The organism is Amycolatopsis sp. 2-15 (genome assembly GCF_030285625.1).
Lineage (GTDB): Bacteria > Actinomycetota > Actinomycetes > Mycobacteriales > Pseudonocardiaceae > Amycolatopsis > Amycolatopsis carbonis.
In genome coordinates this window covers 757,295-771,209 of record NZ_CP127294.1, presented here as the reverse complement: position 1 = coordinate 771,209, position 13,915 = coordinate 757,295, and the positions used below count along the sequence as shown (strand labels likewise).

The 13,915-nt window shown below is 71.6% G+C and carries 15 protein-coding genes; 10 read left to right on the top strand and 5 right to left on the bottom strand.

All coding sequences use genetic code 11. The features are described from left to right. Positions 1-63 precede the first annotated feature (63 nt). Entirely contained in the window at positions 64-1,203 is a 1,140-nt protein-coding gene (locus QRX50_RS03710) for a GuaB3 family IMP dehydrogenase-related protein (protein WP_285970594.1), read from the top strand. A gap of 63 nt (positions 1,204-1,266) precedes the next feature. On the opposite strand, the gene QRX50_RS03705 is transcribed toward QRX50_RS03710, so the two are convergent. Next, positions 1,267-1,917 (bottom strand): GNAT family N-acetyltransferase, encoded by a 651-nt coding sequence (locus QRX50_RS03705; RefSeq protein ID WP_434533236.1) that lies wholly within the window; start codon positions 1,915-1,917, stop codon positions 1,267-1,269. A gap of 109 nt (positions 1,918-2,026) precedes the next feature. On the opposite strand from QRX50_RS03705, the gene QRX50_RS03700 reads away from it, so the two are divergent. From QRX50_RS03700 to QRX50_RS03685, 4 genes are read left to right on the top strand one after another with little or no spacing between them, the layout of a single operon-like run. Beyond that, entirely contained in the window at positions 2,027-3,733 is a 1,707-nt protein-coding gene (locus QRX50_RS03700) for a GMC family oxidoreductase (RefSeq protein ID WP_285970593.1), read from the top strand. A gap of 16 nt (positions 3,734-3,749) precedes the next feature. Continuing rightward, on the top strand, positions 3,750-4,442 hold the full coding sequence (locus tag QRX50_RS03695; protein ID WP_285970592.1) for a maleylpyruvate isomerase N-terminal domain-containing protein: 693 nt from the start codon (positions 3,750-3,752) through the stop codon (positions 4,440-4,442). 56 nt (positions 4,443-4,498) lie between these two features. Continuing rightward, positions 4,499-5,059, top strand: coding sequence for a hypothetical protein (locus QRX50_RS03690; protein ID WP_285970591.1), 561 nt, complete (start codon positions 4,499-4,501; stop codon positions 5,057-5,059). Between the two features lie 55 nt (positions 5,060-5,114). After that, a complete protein-coding gene (locus tag QRX50_RS03685) occupies positions 5,115-6,572 on the top strand; it encodes an FAD-binding oxidoreductase (RefSeq protein WP_285970590.1) in 1,458 nt (485 codons plus the stop codon). A 15-nt stretch (positions 6,573-6,587) separates the two neighbouring features. On the opposite strand, the gene QRX50_RS03680 is transcribed toward QRX50_RS03685, so the two are convergent. After that, on the bottom strand, positions 6,588-6,956 hold the full coding sequence (locus QRX50_RS03680; protein ID WP_285970589.1) for a MarR family winged helix-turn-helix transcriptional regulator: 369 nt from the start codon (positions 6,954-6,956) through the stop codon (positions 6,588-6,590). 50 nt (positions 6,957-7,006) lie between these two features. Here QRX50_RS03680 and QRX50_RS03675 point away from each other — a divergent pair, with 50 nt between their 5' ends. The 3 genes from QRX50_RS03675 to QRX50_RS03665 all read left to right on the top strand — a co-directional run bounded on the left by QRX50_RS03675 (position 7,007) and on the right by QRX50_RS03665 (position 8,286). Further along, the gene (locus QRX50_RS03675; RefSeq protein ID WP_285970588.1) at positions 7,007-7,147 is read left to right on the top strand and encodes a hypothetical protein; all 141 of its coding nucleotides are present in this window, start codon (positions 7,007-7,009) and stop codon (positions 7,145-7,147) included. 126 nt (positions 7,148-7,273) lie between these two features. Next, complete coding sequence (locus QRX50_RS03670) at positions 7,274-7,906, top strand: hypothetical protein (RefSeq protein ID WP_285970587.1); 633 nt, start codon at positions 7,274-7,276, stop codon at positions 7,904-7,906. Then, positions 7,903-8,286, top strand: coding sequence for an MFS transporter (locus tag QRX50_RS03665; RefSeq protein WP_285970586.1), 384 nt, complete (start codon positions 7,903-7,905; stop codon positions 8,284-8,286). The genes QRX50_RS03670 and QRX50_RS03665 overlap by 4 nt, the downstream gene beginning before the upstream one ends. Here the strand turns inward: QRX50_RS03665 and QRX50_RS03660 are convergent. Beyond that, complete coding sequence (locus tag QRX50_RS03660) at positions 8,267-9,712, bottom strand: aldehyde dehydrogenase family protein (protein WP_285970585.1); 1,446 nt, start codon at positions 9,710-9,712, stop codon at positions 8,267-8,269. The genes QRX50_RS03665 and QRX50_RS03660 overlap by 20 nt on opposite strands. Before the next feature lie 74 nt (positions 9,713-9,786). Then, on the bottom strand, positions 9,787-10,821 hold the full coding sequence (locus tag QRX50_RS03655; RefSeq protein ID WP_285970584.1) for a zinc-dependent alcohol dehydrogenase family protein: 1,035 nt from the start codon (positions 10,819-10,821) through the stop codon (positions 9,787-9,789). Between the two features lie 136 nt (positions 10,822-10,957). Here QRX50_RS03655 and QRX50_RS03650 point away from each other — a divergent pair, with 136 nt between their 5' ends. Further along, the gene (locus QRX50_RS03650) at positions 10,958-11,569 is read left to right on the top strand and encodes a rhomboid family intramembrane serine protease (protein ID WP_285970583.1); all 612 of its coding nucleotides are present in this window, start codon (positions 10,958-10,960) and stop codon (positions 11,567-11,569) included. 55 nt (positions 11,570-11,624) lie between these two features. On the opposite strand, the gene QRX50_RS03645 is transcribed toward QRX50_RS03650, so the two are convergent. Further along, entirely contained in the window at positions 11,625-12,173 is a 549-nt protein-coding gene (locus QRX50_RS03645; protein WP_285970582.1) for a DinB family protein, read from the bottom strand. A gap of 130 nt (positions 12,174-12,303) precedes the next feature. On the opposite strand from QRX50_RS03645, the gene guaA reads away from it, so the two are divergent. Then, positions 12,304-13,860, top strand: coding sequence for a glutamine-hydrolyzing GMP synthase (guaA, locus tag QRX50_RS03640; protein ID WP_285970581.1), 1,557 nt, complete (start codon positions 12,304-12,306; stop codon positions 13,858-13,860). Positions 13,861-13,915: the final 55 nt, after the last annotated feature.

Sequence of the window (13,915 nt, the reverse complement as noted above, 5' to 3'; positions counted from 1 at the left end):
TGGTCACCCACGCGGGCTAGCGACAATGGACAGCGTTGTCGTCGGTGCGAGAAGGGACATCACGTGCGGGATCTGGTCGAGATCGGGATGGGTCGCACCGCTCGGCGGGCGTATGACCTCGATGACGTGGAGATCGTGCCCTCGCGGCGCACGCGGTCGTCGTCGGTGGTGTCGACCTCGTGGCAGATCGACGCCTACCGCTTCGACCTGCCGCTGGTCACACACCCGACCGACGCCATCGTGTCGCCGGGCACGGCCGTCGCGATCGGCGAGCTGGGTGGCCTGGGCGTGCTCAACGCCGAGGGCCTGTGGGCGCGCCACGCCAACGTCGAGGACGCCATCTTCCGGCTGGTCCGGGCCGCGGAGGAGACCGAGGACCCCACGGCCGTCGTCCGTGAGCTGCAGGAGCTGCACGCCGCGCCGGTCCGGCTCGACCTGCTGAGCGAGGCGATCAAGACCGTCCGCGAGTCGGGCGTCACCGTGGCCGCGCGTGTGAGCCCGCAGCACGCCGCCGAGCTCACGCCCGACCTGCTGGCCGCCGGTGTCGAGATCCTCGTGGTGCAGGGCACGATCATCTCCGCCGAACACGTGGAGCGCGAAGCGGAACCGCTCAACCTCAAGGAGTTCATCGGCCGTCTCGACGTGCCCGTGATCGCCGGCGGCGTGAGCGACTACCGCACGGCCATGCACCTCATGCGCACCGGCGCGGCGGGCGTGATCGTCGGCCACGGCTACACCCCGGGCGTCACCAGCACCGACCGCGTGCTCGGCATCGGCGTCCCCATGGCCACCGCCGTCGTCGACGCCGCGGCCGCCCGCCGCGACTACCTCGACGAGACCGGCGGCCGCTACGTCCACGTCCTCGCAGACGGCGGCATGACCACCTCGGGCGACATCGCCAAGGCCATCGCCTGCGGCGCCGACGCCGTCATGCTCGGCGCGCCCCTGGCGACCGCCTCCGACGCCCCCGGCCAGGGCCTCTACTGGACCGCCGCCGCGGCCCACCCGTCGCTGCCGCGCTCGCGCGTCGTCGCCGGCCCGGACTCCGACTACGCGGTGGACCTGAAGACGCTGCTCTTCGGCCCTTCGTCGGACGCCGAGGGCGTGGTGAACCTCTTCGGCGCGTTGCGCCGCGCGATGGCGAAGACGGGGTACTCGGACCTGAAGGAGTTCCAGCGGGTCGGGCTGACCGTCCGCCGCTGATCGTTCGCTTGCCGAGGCCCCCGCGTCCTGGACGTGGGGGCCTCGTTCACGACTTCAGGACTTTCAGGAAGCGGTGCGGGACGCCCAGTGCCGGCCGCGCCGCGGGGTGCGCCAATGCCGTCCGCGCTCGGGACGCAGGGGAGCGCGCCCGGCCCGCTGGTGCGCGGCGAACCGGGCCGCGGTGAGTCCCATCAGGACGGGATACCGCACCTCCCCGTGCCGCAGCTCGGTGTCGCGCGGCCGGCCCTCCTCGCGGAAGCCGAGTTCTCCGTGCAGCGCAAGGGAAGCGAAGTTGGCGCCGTTCACGCTCACCACGCACTCGCGGTAGCCGCGCTGCTCGAACATGACCGTGAGCAACACGGTGACGGCGTCGGCGGCGTACCCGCAACGGCGGTGCTGCGGGCCGATCCCGATGCCGTAGCTGAAGCGGCGCGTCGCCGGATCGGCCTGGATCCACATGGACCCGACCACTGCCCGGCTGTGCCGCGCCTCGATGGCGAAGTGGAAGTCGTCGCCGGGATCGGCCGCCCGGCCGCGGTGCGCGGCCCAGTGCCGGTAGCCGCCGAGGCGCAGGTCGTGGCCGCGCGCCGCGTCGCGGTCGAACCCGGCGAGCACGCGGTGGTCGGCGGGGCGGATCTCGCGCAGGCGGACCGTCAAGCCGGTCTGGCTCGCCGCGCCGGCCCGTCGCCGGGCTCGGACCGAATTCACCGTCATCGGCGGGCATCGTATCGGTTGCCCGAGCTCGGCTTCCGCGGTTCGGTGATGTAACCGACGAGTAACTTACCTCTGGTCAGAAGGACATCCCCGGGTTACGCTCGGACCTGTGACTGCCAGTAACACCACCACAGCGCAGGGCGGGCCCGACTACGACGTCGTCGTGGTGGGGTCCGGGTTCGGGGGCAGCGTGGCGGCGCTGCGGCTCACCGAGAAGGGCTACCGGGTCGCCGTGGTGGAGGCGGGGCGGCGGTTCGCGGACGACGAGTTCGCGAAGACGTCGTGGGACCTCAAGCGGTACCTGTGGGCGCCGCAGCTCGGGTGTTACGGGATCCAGCGCATCCACATGCTCAACGACGTGATGGTGCTGGCCGGCGCGGGCGTCGGCGGTGGGTCGCTGGTGTACGCGAACACGTTGTACCGCCCGCTGAAGCCGTTCTACGCCGACCGCCAGTGGGCGCACATCACCGACTGGGAGGCGGAGCTCGCGCCGCACTACGACCAGGCGAGCCGGATGCTCGGAGTGGTCACGAACCCGACGCTGACGCCCTCGGACGTGGTGATGCGCGAGGTTGCCGAGGACATGGGTGTGGGCGAGTCGTTCCACCCGACGCCGGTGGGCGTGTACTTCGGCAAGCCCGGCGAGACCGCGCGCGACCCGTTCTTCGGCGGCGCCGGGCCCCACCGCGTCGGCTGCACCGAGTGCGGCGCCTGCATGACGGGCTGCCGCGTCGGGGCGAAGAACACGCTGGTCAAGAACTACCTCTACCTCGCCGAGCAGGACGGGGCGAAGGTCATCCCGCTGACGACCGTCGCGTCGGTCGAGCCGGCGGGCGACGGCTACCGCGTGACGCTGCAGAAGACCGGCACGCGCTCGAAGCGTTTCCGCACCACCGTGACCGCGGGCCAGGTCGTGTTCGCCGCGGGCACGTGGGGCACGCAGAACCTGTTGCACCGCATGAAGGACACGGGCGCGCTGCCTCGCCTGTCACGGCGCCTCGGCGAGCTGACGCGCACGAACTCCGAGGCGATCATCGGGGCCGCGCGCACCGCGGTGGACTCCGCGCGGGACTTCAGCCGCGGCGTCGCGATCACGTCGTCGATCCACCCCGACGAGAACACCCACATCGAGCCCGTGCGCTACGGCAAGGGCAGCAACGCGATGAGCCTGCTGCAGACCGTCGCCACCGACGGCGCGTCGCCGGTGCCGCGCTGGCGCCAGGCGCTGACGTTCCTGGTCAAGCACCCGCTGCAGTCCGCGAAGCTGCTCAACGGCTACCGCTGGAGCGAGCGCACCGTGATCCTGCTGGTGATGCAGAGCCTCGACAACTCCATCACCACATACACGCGGCCCGGCTTGTTCGGGCGGCGCAAGTACACGTCGAAGCAGGGCCACGGCGAGCCCAATCCGAGCTTCATCCCGGCCGGACACGAGGCCAACGTCCGCACGGCGGAGCACATCGGCGGGATGCCGGGCGGCACGTGGGGCGAGATCTTCGACATCCCGCTCACGGCCCACTTCATCGGCGGCGTGCCCATCGGGGACAGCGCGGAGTCGGGCGTGATCGACCCGTACCACCGGGTCTACGGCTACCCAGGACTGTCCGTTGTGGACGGTTCGGCGATCACGGCGAACCTCGGCGTGAACCCGTCGCTCACGATCACGGCGCAGGCCGAGCGGGCGTTCTCGTTCTGGCCCAACAAGGGCGAGGCAGACCAGCGTCCGGGGCAGGACACGGCGTACACGCGGCTGGACGCGGTGGCGCCGAAGAACCCCGCGGTTCCCTCCGACGCCCCTGCCGCACTCCGCCGATAGCTCCTACGATCACCGGGTGACGACAACGGCGTTGACCCGCGTGCGGGAACTGCAGGACGAGTGGGCCCTGGTCATCGGCTCCCTCGACGAGACGGCCCTGCGCGCACCGAGCGCGCTGCCCGGCTGGACGCGCGCGCACCTGCTCACCCACCTCGCCCGCAACGCCGACGCCGTCGGCAACCTCCTGACCTGGGCGGCCACCGGCGTCGAGCACCCCATGTACGGCCCCGGCACCGCCCGCGACGACGACATCGCCGCCGGCGCTTCCCGCGGTGCCGCCGAGATCCTCGCCGACGTGGTCGCATCGGGGGAGCGGCTCGTCGACCTGGCTGCTTCGCTGCCGGACCATGCCTGGACCGCGCCCGTCCGCGGCCGCGGCGGCCAGCCCATCACCGGCGCCGACGCCCTGACGCTGCGCCTCGCGGAGACCACCATCCACCTCGTCGACCTCGACGCCGGCCACGACTTCACCAGCGCGTGCTCGCTCCTGGGCGACTACGTGGACGACGTCGTGACCAACATGATCAACATGTACCTCGGTGACCTGCCCCCGATCCGCCTCACCGACGGCACCCACACGTGGACCATGGCTTCCGGTGCGGACGGCCTCGTCTCCGGCACCCCCGGTGCCGTGTTGGCGTGGCTCTCCGGCCGCGCCTCTGGTGAGGTGCTCCAGGGGCCGGTGCCGGAGTTCAAGTCCCTGGTGTGAAGCGGTTTTTCCCGTTGTGCTTGGCTTTTGGCGAGTACTGGGGAAGGGACGACTTCGTGCGCAGGTTTTCGGTGGTGGCTGCGCTGGCCGCGTTGACGGTCTCGGGCTGCTCGGCAAGCCCGCCGCCTGCTCCCGCGCCGTCCAAGTCAGCGGCTCCGATGTCGCTGACCGACACCTTGGCCTGGCACTGGGCGGGCGCGTTCTGCAGCACCCCCAGGCAGATCCTGACCGAGATCGGGAACCTGGGCGCCCACGCCGCGGACGACCGGATCGCCGGAACCAGCACTCCGGCGCACCGCAAGCAGTTCCAGCAGGAAGCCGTGCAGGACACCACCACCCTCGCGGGGCTCGTACACGACAACGCGGTCCAGGTCGCGGAAACCCCGCCGAGCGCCACGCGCGACCGGATCAACGCCGTCTACCGGCGCCTCGAAGCCGACCTCGCCCAGCTCCTCCGGCGCGCGGACCAACTGCCGACGGCCGACACGGCGACCTTCACCGACTCCGTCGTGGCGATCACGGACGACGTGCACGCCGCCATGGATCGGGCCAGGAAACTCTTCGCCGCCGACGCCGTCGTGGGGCACTACCTGCGGGGCTACTCACCCTGCTCGTGACACTCACTCGGGCGAACCGATGAACCCCACCGCTGTCCGGAACGTCTGAACAAACATGACTGTCGGGAGAAGGACGTTGCTGCGGGCCGCCGGGCTCGCCACCCTCGGTGCGGTGGCCGCCGCGTGTTCGCCGGACTCCGCGCCGCCGCAGCAGCCGCCCGGGAGCGCAACGCCGACGACGACAGCACCGCCGCCGTCGACGAAGCCGTCCGGGCCGCCGGACTGGAATGCGCTCAAGAGCAAGCTCAGCGGCGACCTCGTGCTCCCGGGAGACGGCGGGTTCGCCACCGCGAAGCGCGGTTTCAACCCGCTGTTCGACGGCCACACCCCGGCCGCCGTGGCGAAAGTGCGAAACCCCGAAGACGTGCAGGCCTGCTTCGAGACGGCCGCCCAACGGCTGCCGATCGCCGCGCGCAGCGGGGGACACAGCTACGCCGGCTACTCCGTGCCCGACGGCGGCCTGATCGTCGACGTCGGCAGCATGTCGAGCGTCCAGGTCCAGGGCGACCAGGTCGTGATCGGCGCCGGGGCGCGGCTGGGTGACGTCTACGCGGCACTTGCCAAGGCCGGCCGCTGCCTGCCCGCCGGCTCGTGCCCGACGGTCGGGATCGCCGGGCTCACGCTCGGCGGCGGCATCGGCGTCGTGGCGCGCAAGTACGGCCTCACCTGCGACCACCTCGTGTCCGCCCAGGTCGTGACGCCGGACGGCAAGCTGCGCACCGCCGGCGCCGACTCCGAGCCCGACCTGTTCTGGGCCCTGCGCGGCGGCGGGGGCGGCAACTTCGGCATCGTCACGTCGTTCACCTTCCGCACCGACCCCGCGCCCGGGATCACGGTGTTCTCGCTGCACTTCCCAGGCGGCTCGGCGGGCGACGTGCTCGACGCGTGGCAGCAGTGGCTCCCCACGACCCCGCCCGAGCTCTGGTCGAACCTCGTCGTGTCCGGCGGTTCGCCGGTGTCGTGCCGGGTCGGCGGCGCGTTCGTCGGCGGCACCGCCGAGCTCACCACGTTGCTGGGCAAGCTCAACGCGTCTCCGTCCAGCCGCACGATGAAGAGCCTCAGCTACGGCGGCGCCATGAACTACTTCTCCGGCAGCTCCGCGCGCCAGACGTTCGTGGCCTCGTCGCGGATCATCACCGACCCGGTGGCGGGCGCGAAGGTCAGCGACCTCGCCGCCGGCCACAAGGGCATGGACCTGCTCATCGACGGCCTCGGCGGTGCGGTCGCCGACGTCGCCCCGGCCGACACCGCGTTCCCGCACCGCAAGGCGCTCGCCAGCATCCAGGTCTACGCGCCCGCCACCACGGGCAACCACGCAGGCGTCGCCAAGTCCGTGTCCACTGTGGTCAGCGGCCTCGCCGACGCGGGCGCGAGCGGCGGCTACGTCAACTACCTCGACCCCGCCATGCCCGACTGGAAAACCGCCTACTACGGCGACAACGCGGCCAGGCTCGACCAGGTTGCCAAGACCTACGACCCGGACGGCGTCCTCAAGTTCGCGCAGAGCGCCTGACGGATCCCGAAGAAGCTAGCGACCGAGGAGCTTCTGCAACGCCGCGACGAGGCCGGCTCGCTCCTGCACGGTGAGCGGTTCCACGAGCTCGTTCTGGGCCACCGCCAACCGGGCCTGGATGAGCTCCAGGCGTTTACGGCCTCGCGCGGTCAGCCGCACGAGGTTGCGCCGCGGGTCGGCCGGATCCGCCCGGCGCTCGACGCAGCGTTCGTCCTCCAGCTCGACGACTCGCTGGGCCACGTCCTTCCGGTCCATGCGCAGCCGCCGGCCGATCTCGGCCTGGCTGCAGGGACCGAACTCCTCGACGGCGCAAAGGATCGCGTAGTGGTAGCGACCGGCTCCGACGGAGTCGAAGACCTCGCGGCTCAGCCGGCTCGCGCCCACCGCGATCTGGGTGAGCAGCCAGCTGGGCGTCTCCAGCAGCGACGATCCTGGTGCTGGCGATCCCCGGCATGGCGGCCGACCTGCACCCGTCCTCCGGAGCGCTGGCCTGGGTGATGGCCGGTTACGTCCTCGCCGGCGGCTCGCTCATGATCGCCGGCGGATCGCACAGGCTGCCGGCTAAACCCGCGTGATGAGCCTCGGCCTGGTCATCTTCGGCGTCGCTTCCGCGGTCGGCGGCGCGGCGGACGCGGGATGGGTGCTGATCAGCGCCCGGGTCGCCCAGGGAATCGGTGCGGCGGCCCTCACCCCCGGCCGCGATGGCGCGGCTTTCGGCCGCGTTTCCCGGGACGGGCCGCGAAAAGGCGTACGGCGTCTTCGGGATGATCATGGGCAGTGGCACGGCCATCGGCCTCGTGCTCGGCGGTGTGCCGACGCAACTCGCGAGCTGGCGTGCCTGCCTGGACATCAACGTCGTGTTCGTCGTGGTCGCGCTCGGCTTTTCGATTCTCGCCGGGGACCGGGTCGAGCGGTCACCCGGCCACAGGCTCGACTGGTGGCTCGGTGTCGTACTGGCTCTCGGCGCGGCTTTGATCATCCAGGCGCTCACGGTGGTGTACGCGCCGGGCCGGGCCGCCGGCTTCGGCCTCGCCGGCGTCGCGGTGCTCGCGGTGTTCGCCGCCCGCGACCGGAAGTCGCACGCTCCGCTCATCCCGGTCGTGCTGTTCCGTGATCCGACGCGTCGCCTACGTCGGACTCTTGCTGTGGGGTGTCGCCACGATCGCGACGTTCGTGGCGGCCAGCCGCGCGCTCCAGCAGGAACACCTCGCGCCGCTGGTGGTCGGCGTGCTCTTCCTCGGCTACCCGGCGACCATCCAGCTGCGCCTGTTCGTCTCCTCGTCGAGCCGGGGCCAGGCCACCGGCCTCGGCCATCGGCGTCGGGCTCGCCTTGATCGCGGCCGGACAGATCACGTTCGCGTTCTCGCCGGACGGGCTCGGCACCATTCTCGCCGCACTGGCCCTCATGGGCCTGGGCACCTCCCAGGTGATGCCGAACGCGAACAGCGCCATGAACCAGAACGCCGAGCCCCATGCGGGAGTGGCCGGCGCGGTCGGTCCCACGCTGCAACAGCTCGGCGGCAGCGTCGGGCTGGCCTTGCCGGTGGCCCTGGCCGCGGCCGGCTCGCACGCGACGAGCCTGGCGGTCGGCGTCACCGCCGTCGCGCTGCTGGCCGGGTCGGTCCTCGCCCTGCGACAGCCACGAGCCACGACCGACCGGCCTCCGGCCTCAAACACCGAGAGGTTCCCGGCGCCTACAGATCCACCCCGGTGAACACCGTCACCCGTTCCTCGGTCAGGTCGTTCATCGCCGCCAGCACGCCCTCGCGTCCGACGCCCGAGCCCTTCACGCCGCCGTAGGGCATCTGGTCCGCGCGGTACGACGGCACGTCGCCGATGATCACGCCGCCGACCTCAAGCTCGGCGGACGCGTGGAACGCCAGCTGCACGTCGGACGTGAACACGCCGGTCTGCAGCCCGTACGCCGAGTCGTTGACCGCCGCGAAGGCATCGTCGACACCGTCCACAACGGACACCGCCAGCACCGGTCCGAAGACCTCCTCCGACCACACGCGCGCGTCCGGCGGCACGTCCGTGAGCAGCGTCGGCGCGACCTGGGTGCCTTCGCGCGTGCCGCCCGTGAGCACCTTCGCGCCCGCGGCCACGGCCTCCTCGACCCACGCGATGATGCGCTCGGCCGCGGCCTCGTCGACGACCGGGCCGACGTCGGTGTTGCGGTCGTACGGGTCGCCCGTCTGCTGCGCCTCCACGGCCTCCACCAGCGCGGGCACGAACTCCTCGGCCACCGCCGCGTCGACGATCACGCGTTGCACCGAGATGCACGACTGCCCGGCCTGGTAGTTGCCGAACGTCGCGATGCGCTGCGCCGCGCCCTCGGGGTCGGGCCAGTCGCGCAGGACCACGGCCGCCGCGTTGCCGCCGAGCTCCAGGACCACGTGCTTGCGCGGTGCCGCGTCGGCGATCGACCAGCCGACGGGGCCGGAGCCGGTGAAGGACACCACGGGCAGCCGCGGGTCGGCCACCAGTGCCTGTGTCTCCGCGTTTCCCAGTGGCAGCACTGAAAACGCGCCGGGCGGCAGGTCCGTCTCGGCCAGTATCTCGCCGAGGATCAGCGCCGACAACGGCGTGCGCGGCGCCGGCTTCACGATGATCGGCGCGCCGACCGCCAACGCCGGCGCGACCTTGTGCGCCACCAGGTTCAGCGGGAAGTTGAACGGCGAGATGCCCAGCACCGGCCCGCGCGGCACCCGCCGCGTGAGCGCCAGCCGGGCGTCGCCCGACGGGTCGGCGTCGAGGCGCTGCACGTCACCGCTGAACCGCCGCGCCTCCTCGGACGCGATGCGGAACACCGAAACCGCGCGGCTCACCTCGGCTTCCGCCCACTTGAGCGGCTTGCCGTTCTCCGCGGTGATCACCTCGGCGATCTCCTCGGCCCGCATCCGCAACCCGCGCGAGACGTGCTCCAGCGCCGCCGCGCGCTCGTGCGCTGGGGAGCGGCGGAACTCCCGTGCGACGCCCGCGGCGGCGGCCACGGCGCGCTCCACCTGCTCGGCGCCGGGCACCGCCACGGTCGCCACTTCGCTGCCGTCGACCGGGTGCCGCACGACGAGGGTCTCCGCCCCCTGCTCCGCCCGTCCGGCGACCCACGCGGGCCGCGGCTCCGGGGTGATCATGTCCATGCGTACCAAGGTATGGGGGCGCGGTGTCCGCCGCGTGAACCCCCACCCTTACGGGGGTTCACGCGGCGCGTCGCTCAAGGCTTGATGAGCACCTTCAGCGCCTCGCGGTCGGCCATCGCCTGGTACCCCGCCGGCACATCGGAGAGGCCGATCGTGCGGTCGAAGACCCGGCCCGGCTGGTAGCGGCCCTCGAGCACGTCCGGGAGCAGCTCCGGAATGTAGTGCCGCGCCGGGGCGACGCCACCGGTGATGGTGACGTTGCGCATGAACACCTGACGCCCGATCGGCCCCTCCGGGTACTGCGGCACGCCCACGCGGCTCAGCGCGCCGCCCGCGCGCACCACACCGAGGCCCATCTCGAACGCAGGCTTCGTGCCCACGCACTCCAGCACGGTGTGCGTGCCGTGCCCGCCGGTGAGCTCGCGAACGCGCTCGATGCCTTCGTCGCCGCGCTCGGCGACCACTTCGGTCGCGCCGAACTCACGGCCCAGGTCGGTGCGGACCTGGTGCCGGCCCATCAGGACGATCCGCTCCGCGCCGAGGCGCTTCGCGGCCAGCACGGCGGACAGGCCCACCGCACCGTCGCCGATCACGGTCACCGTCTTGCCCTGCTTGACACCCGCGGTCACGGCCGCGTGGTGGCCGGTCGCGAACACGTCCGACAGCGTGAGCATCGAGGCCAGCAGGTCCTCGTCTTCCGTGTGTGGCAGCTTCACCAGCGTGCCGTCGGCCTGCGGCACGCGCACGGCCTCGCCCTGGCCGCCGTCCACGCCGTCGGCGCCCCAGCCGCCGCCGTGCAGGCACGAGGTCTGCAGTCCCTCGCGGCAGAACTCGCAGGTGTTGTCCGACCACACGAAGGGCGCCACGACCAGGTCGCCCTTGCGCACGCTGGTCACGTCGGCACCGGTTTCCTCCACGACACCGAGGAACTCGTGGCCGATCGGCCGGCCGTTCTCCTGCGCGGGCATGCCGCCGTACGGCCACAGGTCGCTGCCGCAGATGCAGGAGCGCACGACGCGGACCACGGCGTCCGTCGCCTGGGCCACCTTCGGGTCGGCCACCGTCTCCACTCGGACGTCGCCGGCGCCGTAGATGAGTGTCGCTCGCATAAAGATCCTTTCCGGGTTTTCGCGGTCATCTGTTCCGAGTCATCCGGGCCGGGATTCATTCCTCATGACGCATGCCCCGGCCGTGTCATGACAAATGTCCGGGGTGCCCAGGAGGGTCTCCCCTTAGGTTCAGAGCATGACCAACCCGACCTCGGAACGCTGGCACAGCAACCCGTTCGTGGCCGTCTTCGACCAGATCGGCCCGCGCCGGGCACCCGTGCTCACGGGCGCGGTGTTCCTCGTCACGGCGGCGGCGCTCATCGCTCAGCTTGCGGTGCCGGGGCTGCTGGAGCACGTCCGGCGCGACGGCGCGGCGATCGACGCCGGGCAGTGGTGGCGCTTGCTCACCGGCATGTTCTTCCAGGACGGCGGACTCGTCGGCGGCATCTTCAACCTGGTGATCCTGGCGATCTTCGGCACGCTGGCGGAAAGCTACTTCGGCCGCGCGCGCATGTTCGTCCTGTACTTCGGGTGCGGGCTGTTCGGCCAGTTCATGAGCTACGTCTGGCTGCAGCCCGTCGGCGCGGGCAACTCGATGTGCGTCGCGGGGCTCATCGGGGCGCTGGCCATGGCGCTGCTGCGGGCACCGGCGCGCTACGGCGTGAAGCTGCCGACGCAGGCGATCGTGGTGCCGATCCTCGTGGCACCGCTCGCGGTCGTCGACACGATCGCGCAGGACAACCACGGCCTGCCCGCGCTGCTGGGCATCGCGCTCGGGTTCCTGCTCATGCCGAAGGTGCGCGCCTAGCTCGGGGTGCTGGGGGTACGACGGCCCGGTCGGGGGACCGGGCCGTCGTTGTCGCTCAGCGGTTTCGGTAGAGATCGCGCAGCAGCAACACTTCCGCGCCGTGGTGGATGGTCTCGCGGCTGATGTGCAGCACGAGCGTGGCCATCGGCGAGGCCGCGTACGGCCCCTCCGCCTCGCCGACCGGCCGCGCGAGCGCCTCGGCGTCGAGCTTTTCGACGCCGCTGATCCAATTGCCGTACGCCGAGTCGAGCTGGTCGAGCGCCTCGGCCGCGGTGCCGGCGTAGGGGAAGGTCTCGTAGCTCATCGCCGGGCCGCCGAAGTGCGAAGCGGCCCGCATGCCGAGCACGCCGACGATGATGTGCGACAGGCGCCACGCGATGGTCGTGACGGGCGGCGGCACCGGCTCCGGGTACGCGAAGTCGACGGTGAAGTCCCCTGCGCCGGGCCCGTCCGGCTTCTCCGTGCGCGGGCGCACGGTCCAGCAGTTCGGGACGGGCTGCCAGAAGTACTCGTCGTCGGTGAGTCCGTCGAGGCGCGGGCGCAGGTGGTGCTGCCAGTACCAGTCGAGCTGGTCGTGCAGTTCGGTGGTCCATGCGACAGTCATGGGGGAACCGTAGGTCGCTTCGCGGACAGGTGCGGTCCTCATTCGGGGCCCAGTTCCGGGGTGCGGGCGGCGTGACCCAGCCCACCTGGGACGATGGAGGCAAAAGCGCTCATTCGCCTGGAGGTCGTAGGTGGCCAATCCCACCGGTCCGGTACTCGTCGTCGACTTCGGGGCGCAGTACGCGCAGCTGATCGCCCGCCGCGTGCGGGAGGCGCAGGTGTACTCCGAGGTCGTGCCGTCGAGCTCGACCGCCGAGGACCTGCTGGCCAAGAACCCGTCGGCGATCATCCTCTCGGGCGGCCCGTCGAGCGTCTACGTCGAGGGCGCCCCGGGCATGGACCCGAAGCTGGTCGAGGCGGGTGTGCCGATCCTCGGCATCTGCTACGGCCACCAGCTGCTCGCCCGCGCGCTCGGCGGTGTCGTCGAGCCGACCGGCGTGCGCGAGTTCGGCCGCACCGACGTGCGCGTGGTCGGCGAAGGCGGACGGCTGCACGCCGGTCTGCCGGGCCACCAGACCGCGTGGATGAGCCACAACGACAGCGTCACCAAGGCGCCCGAGGGCTCTGTTGTCACCGCCAGCTCCGACGGGGCGGCCGTGGCCGGCTTCGAGGACGTCGACCGCGGTTTCGCCGGCGTGCAGTACCACCCGGAGGTGGCGCACTCGCCCCACGGCCAGGAGGTGCTGCGCCGGTTCCTGTCCGACATCGCGGGCATCAAGCCGCAGTGGACCACCTCGTCCATTGTGGACGAACAGGTCACGCGCATCGCCGAGCAGATCGGTGACGGGCGGGCGATCTGCGGCCTGTCCGGCGGCGTCGACTCGGCCGTCGCGGCGGCGCTGGTGCAGCGCGCGATCGGCGAGCGGCTCACGTGCGTGTTCGTGGACCACGGCCTGCTGCGCGCGGGCGAGCGAACTCAGGTGGAGCAGGACTTCGTGGCGGCCACGGGCGTGAATCTCGTGACCATCGACGCGCGTGAGCGGTTCCTCGGGGCGCTCGCCGGCGTGACCGACCCGGAGCAGAAGCGCAAGATCATCGGACGCGAGTTCATCCGCGTGTTCGAGCAGGCCGAGCGCGATCTCAAGGCACAGGGCGACTACAAGTTCCTCGTGCAGGGCACGCTCTACCCCGACGTCGTCGAGTCCGGCGGCGGCGAGGGCACCGCGAACATCAAGAGCCACCACAACGTCGGCGGCCTGCCCGACGACCTGCAGTTCGAGCTCGTGGAGCCGCTGCGCCTGCTGTTCAAGGACGAGGTGCGCCGCGTGGGCCTCGAGCTGGGGCTGCCGGAGACGATCGTGCAGCGCCAGCCGTTCCCCGGCCCGGGCCTGGGCATCCGCATCATCGGCGAGGTCACGGCCGATCGGCTGGAGACGCTGCGGGCAGCCGACGCCGTCGCACGTGAGGAACTGACGTCCGCGGGCCTGGACCGGGAGATCTGGCAGTGCCCGGTGGTGCTGCTGGCTGACGTCCGCAGCGTCGGCGTGCAGGGCGACGGCCGCACCTACGGCCACCCGATCGTGCTGCGTCCGGTGTCGTCCGAGGACGCCATGACCGCCGACTGGACGCGGCTGCCGTACGAGGTGCTGGAACGCATCTCCACGCGCATCACCAACGAGGTGCCTGAGGTCAACCGCGTTGTCCTCGACGTGACGAGCAAGCCGCCGGGCACCATCGAGTGGGAATGAGCTTCAACGTGAAGGGCCCCGTCGGGATTCGCCGGGGCCCTTCGCGTTGAGTAGT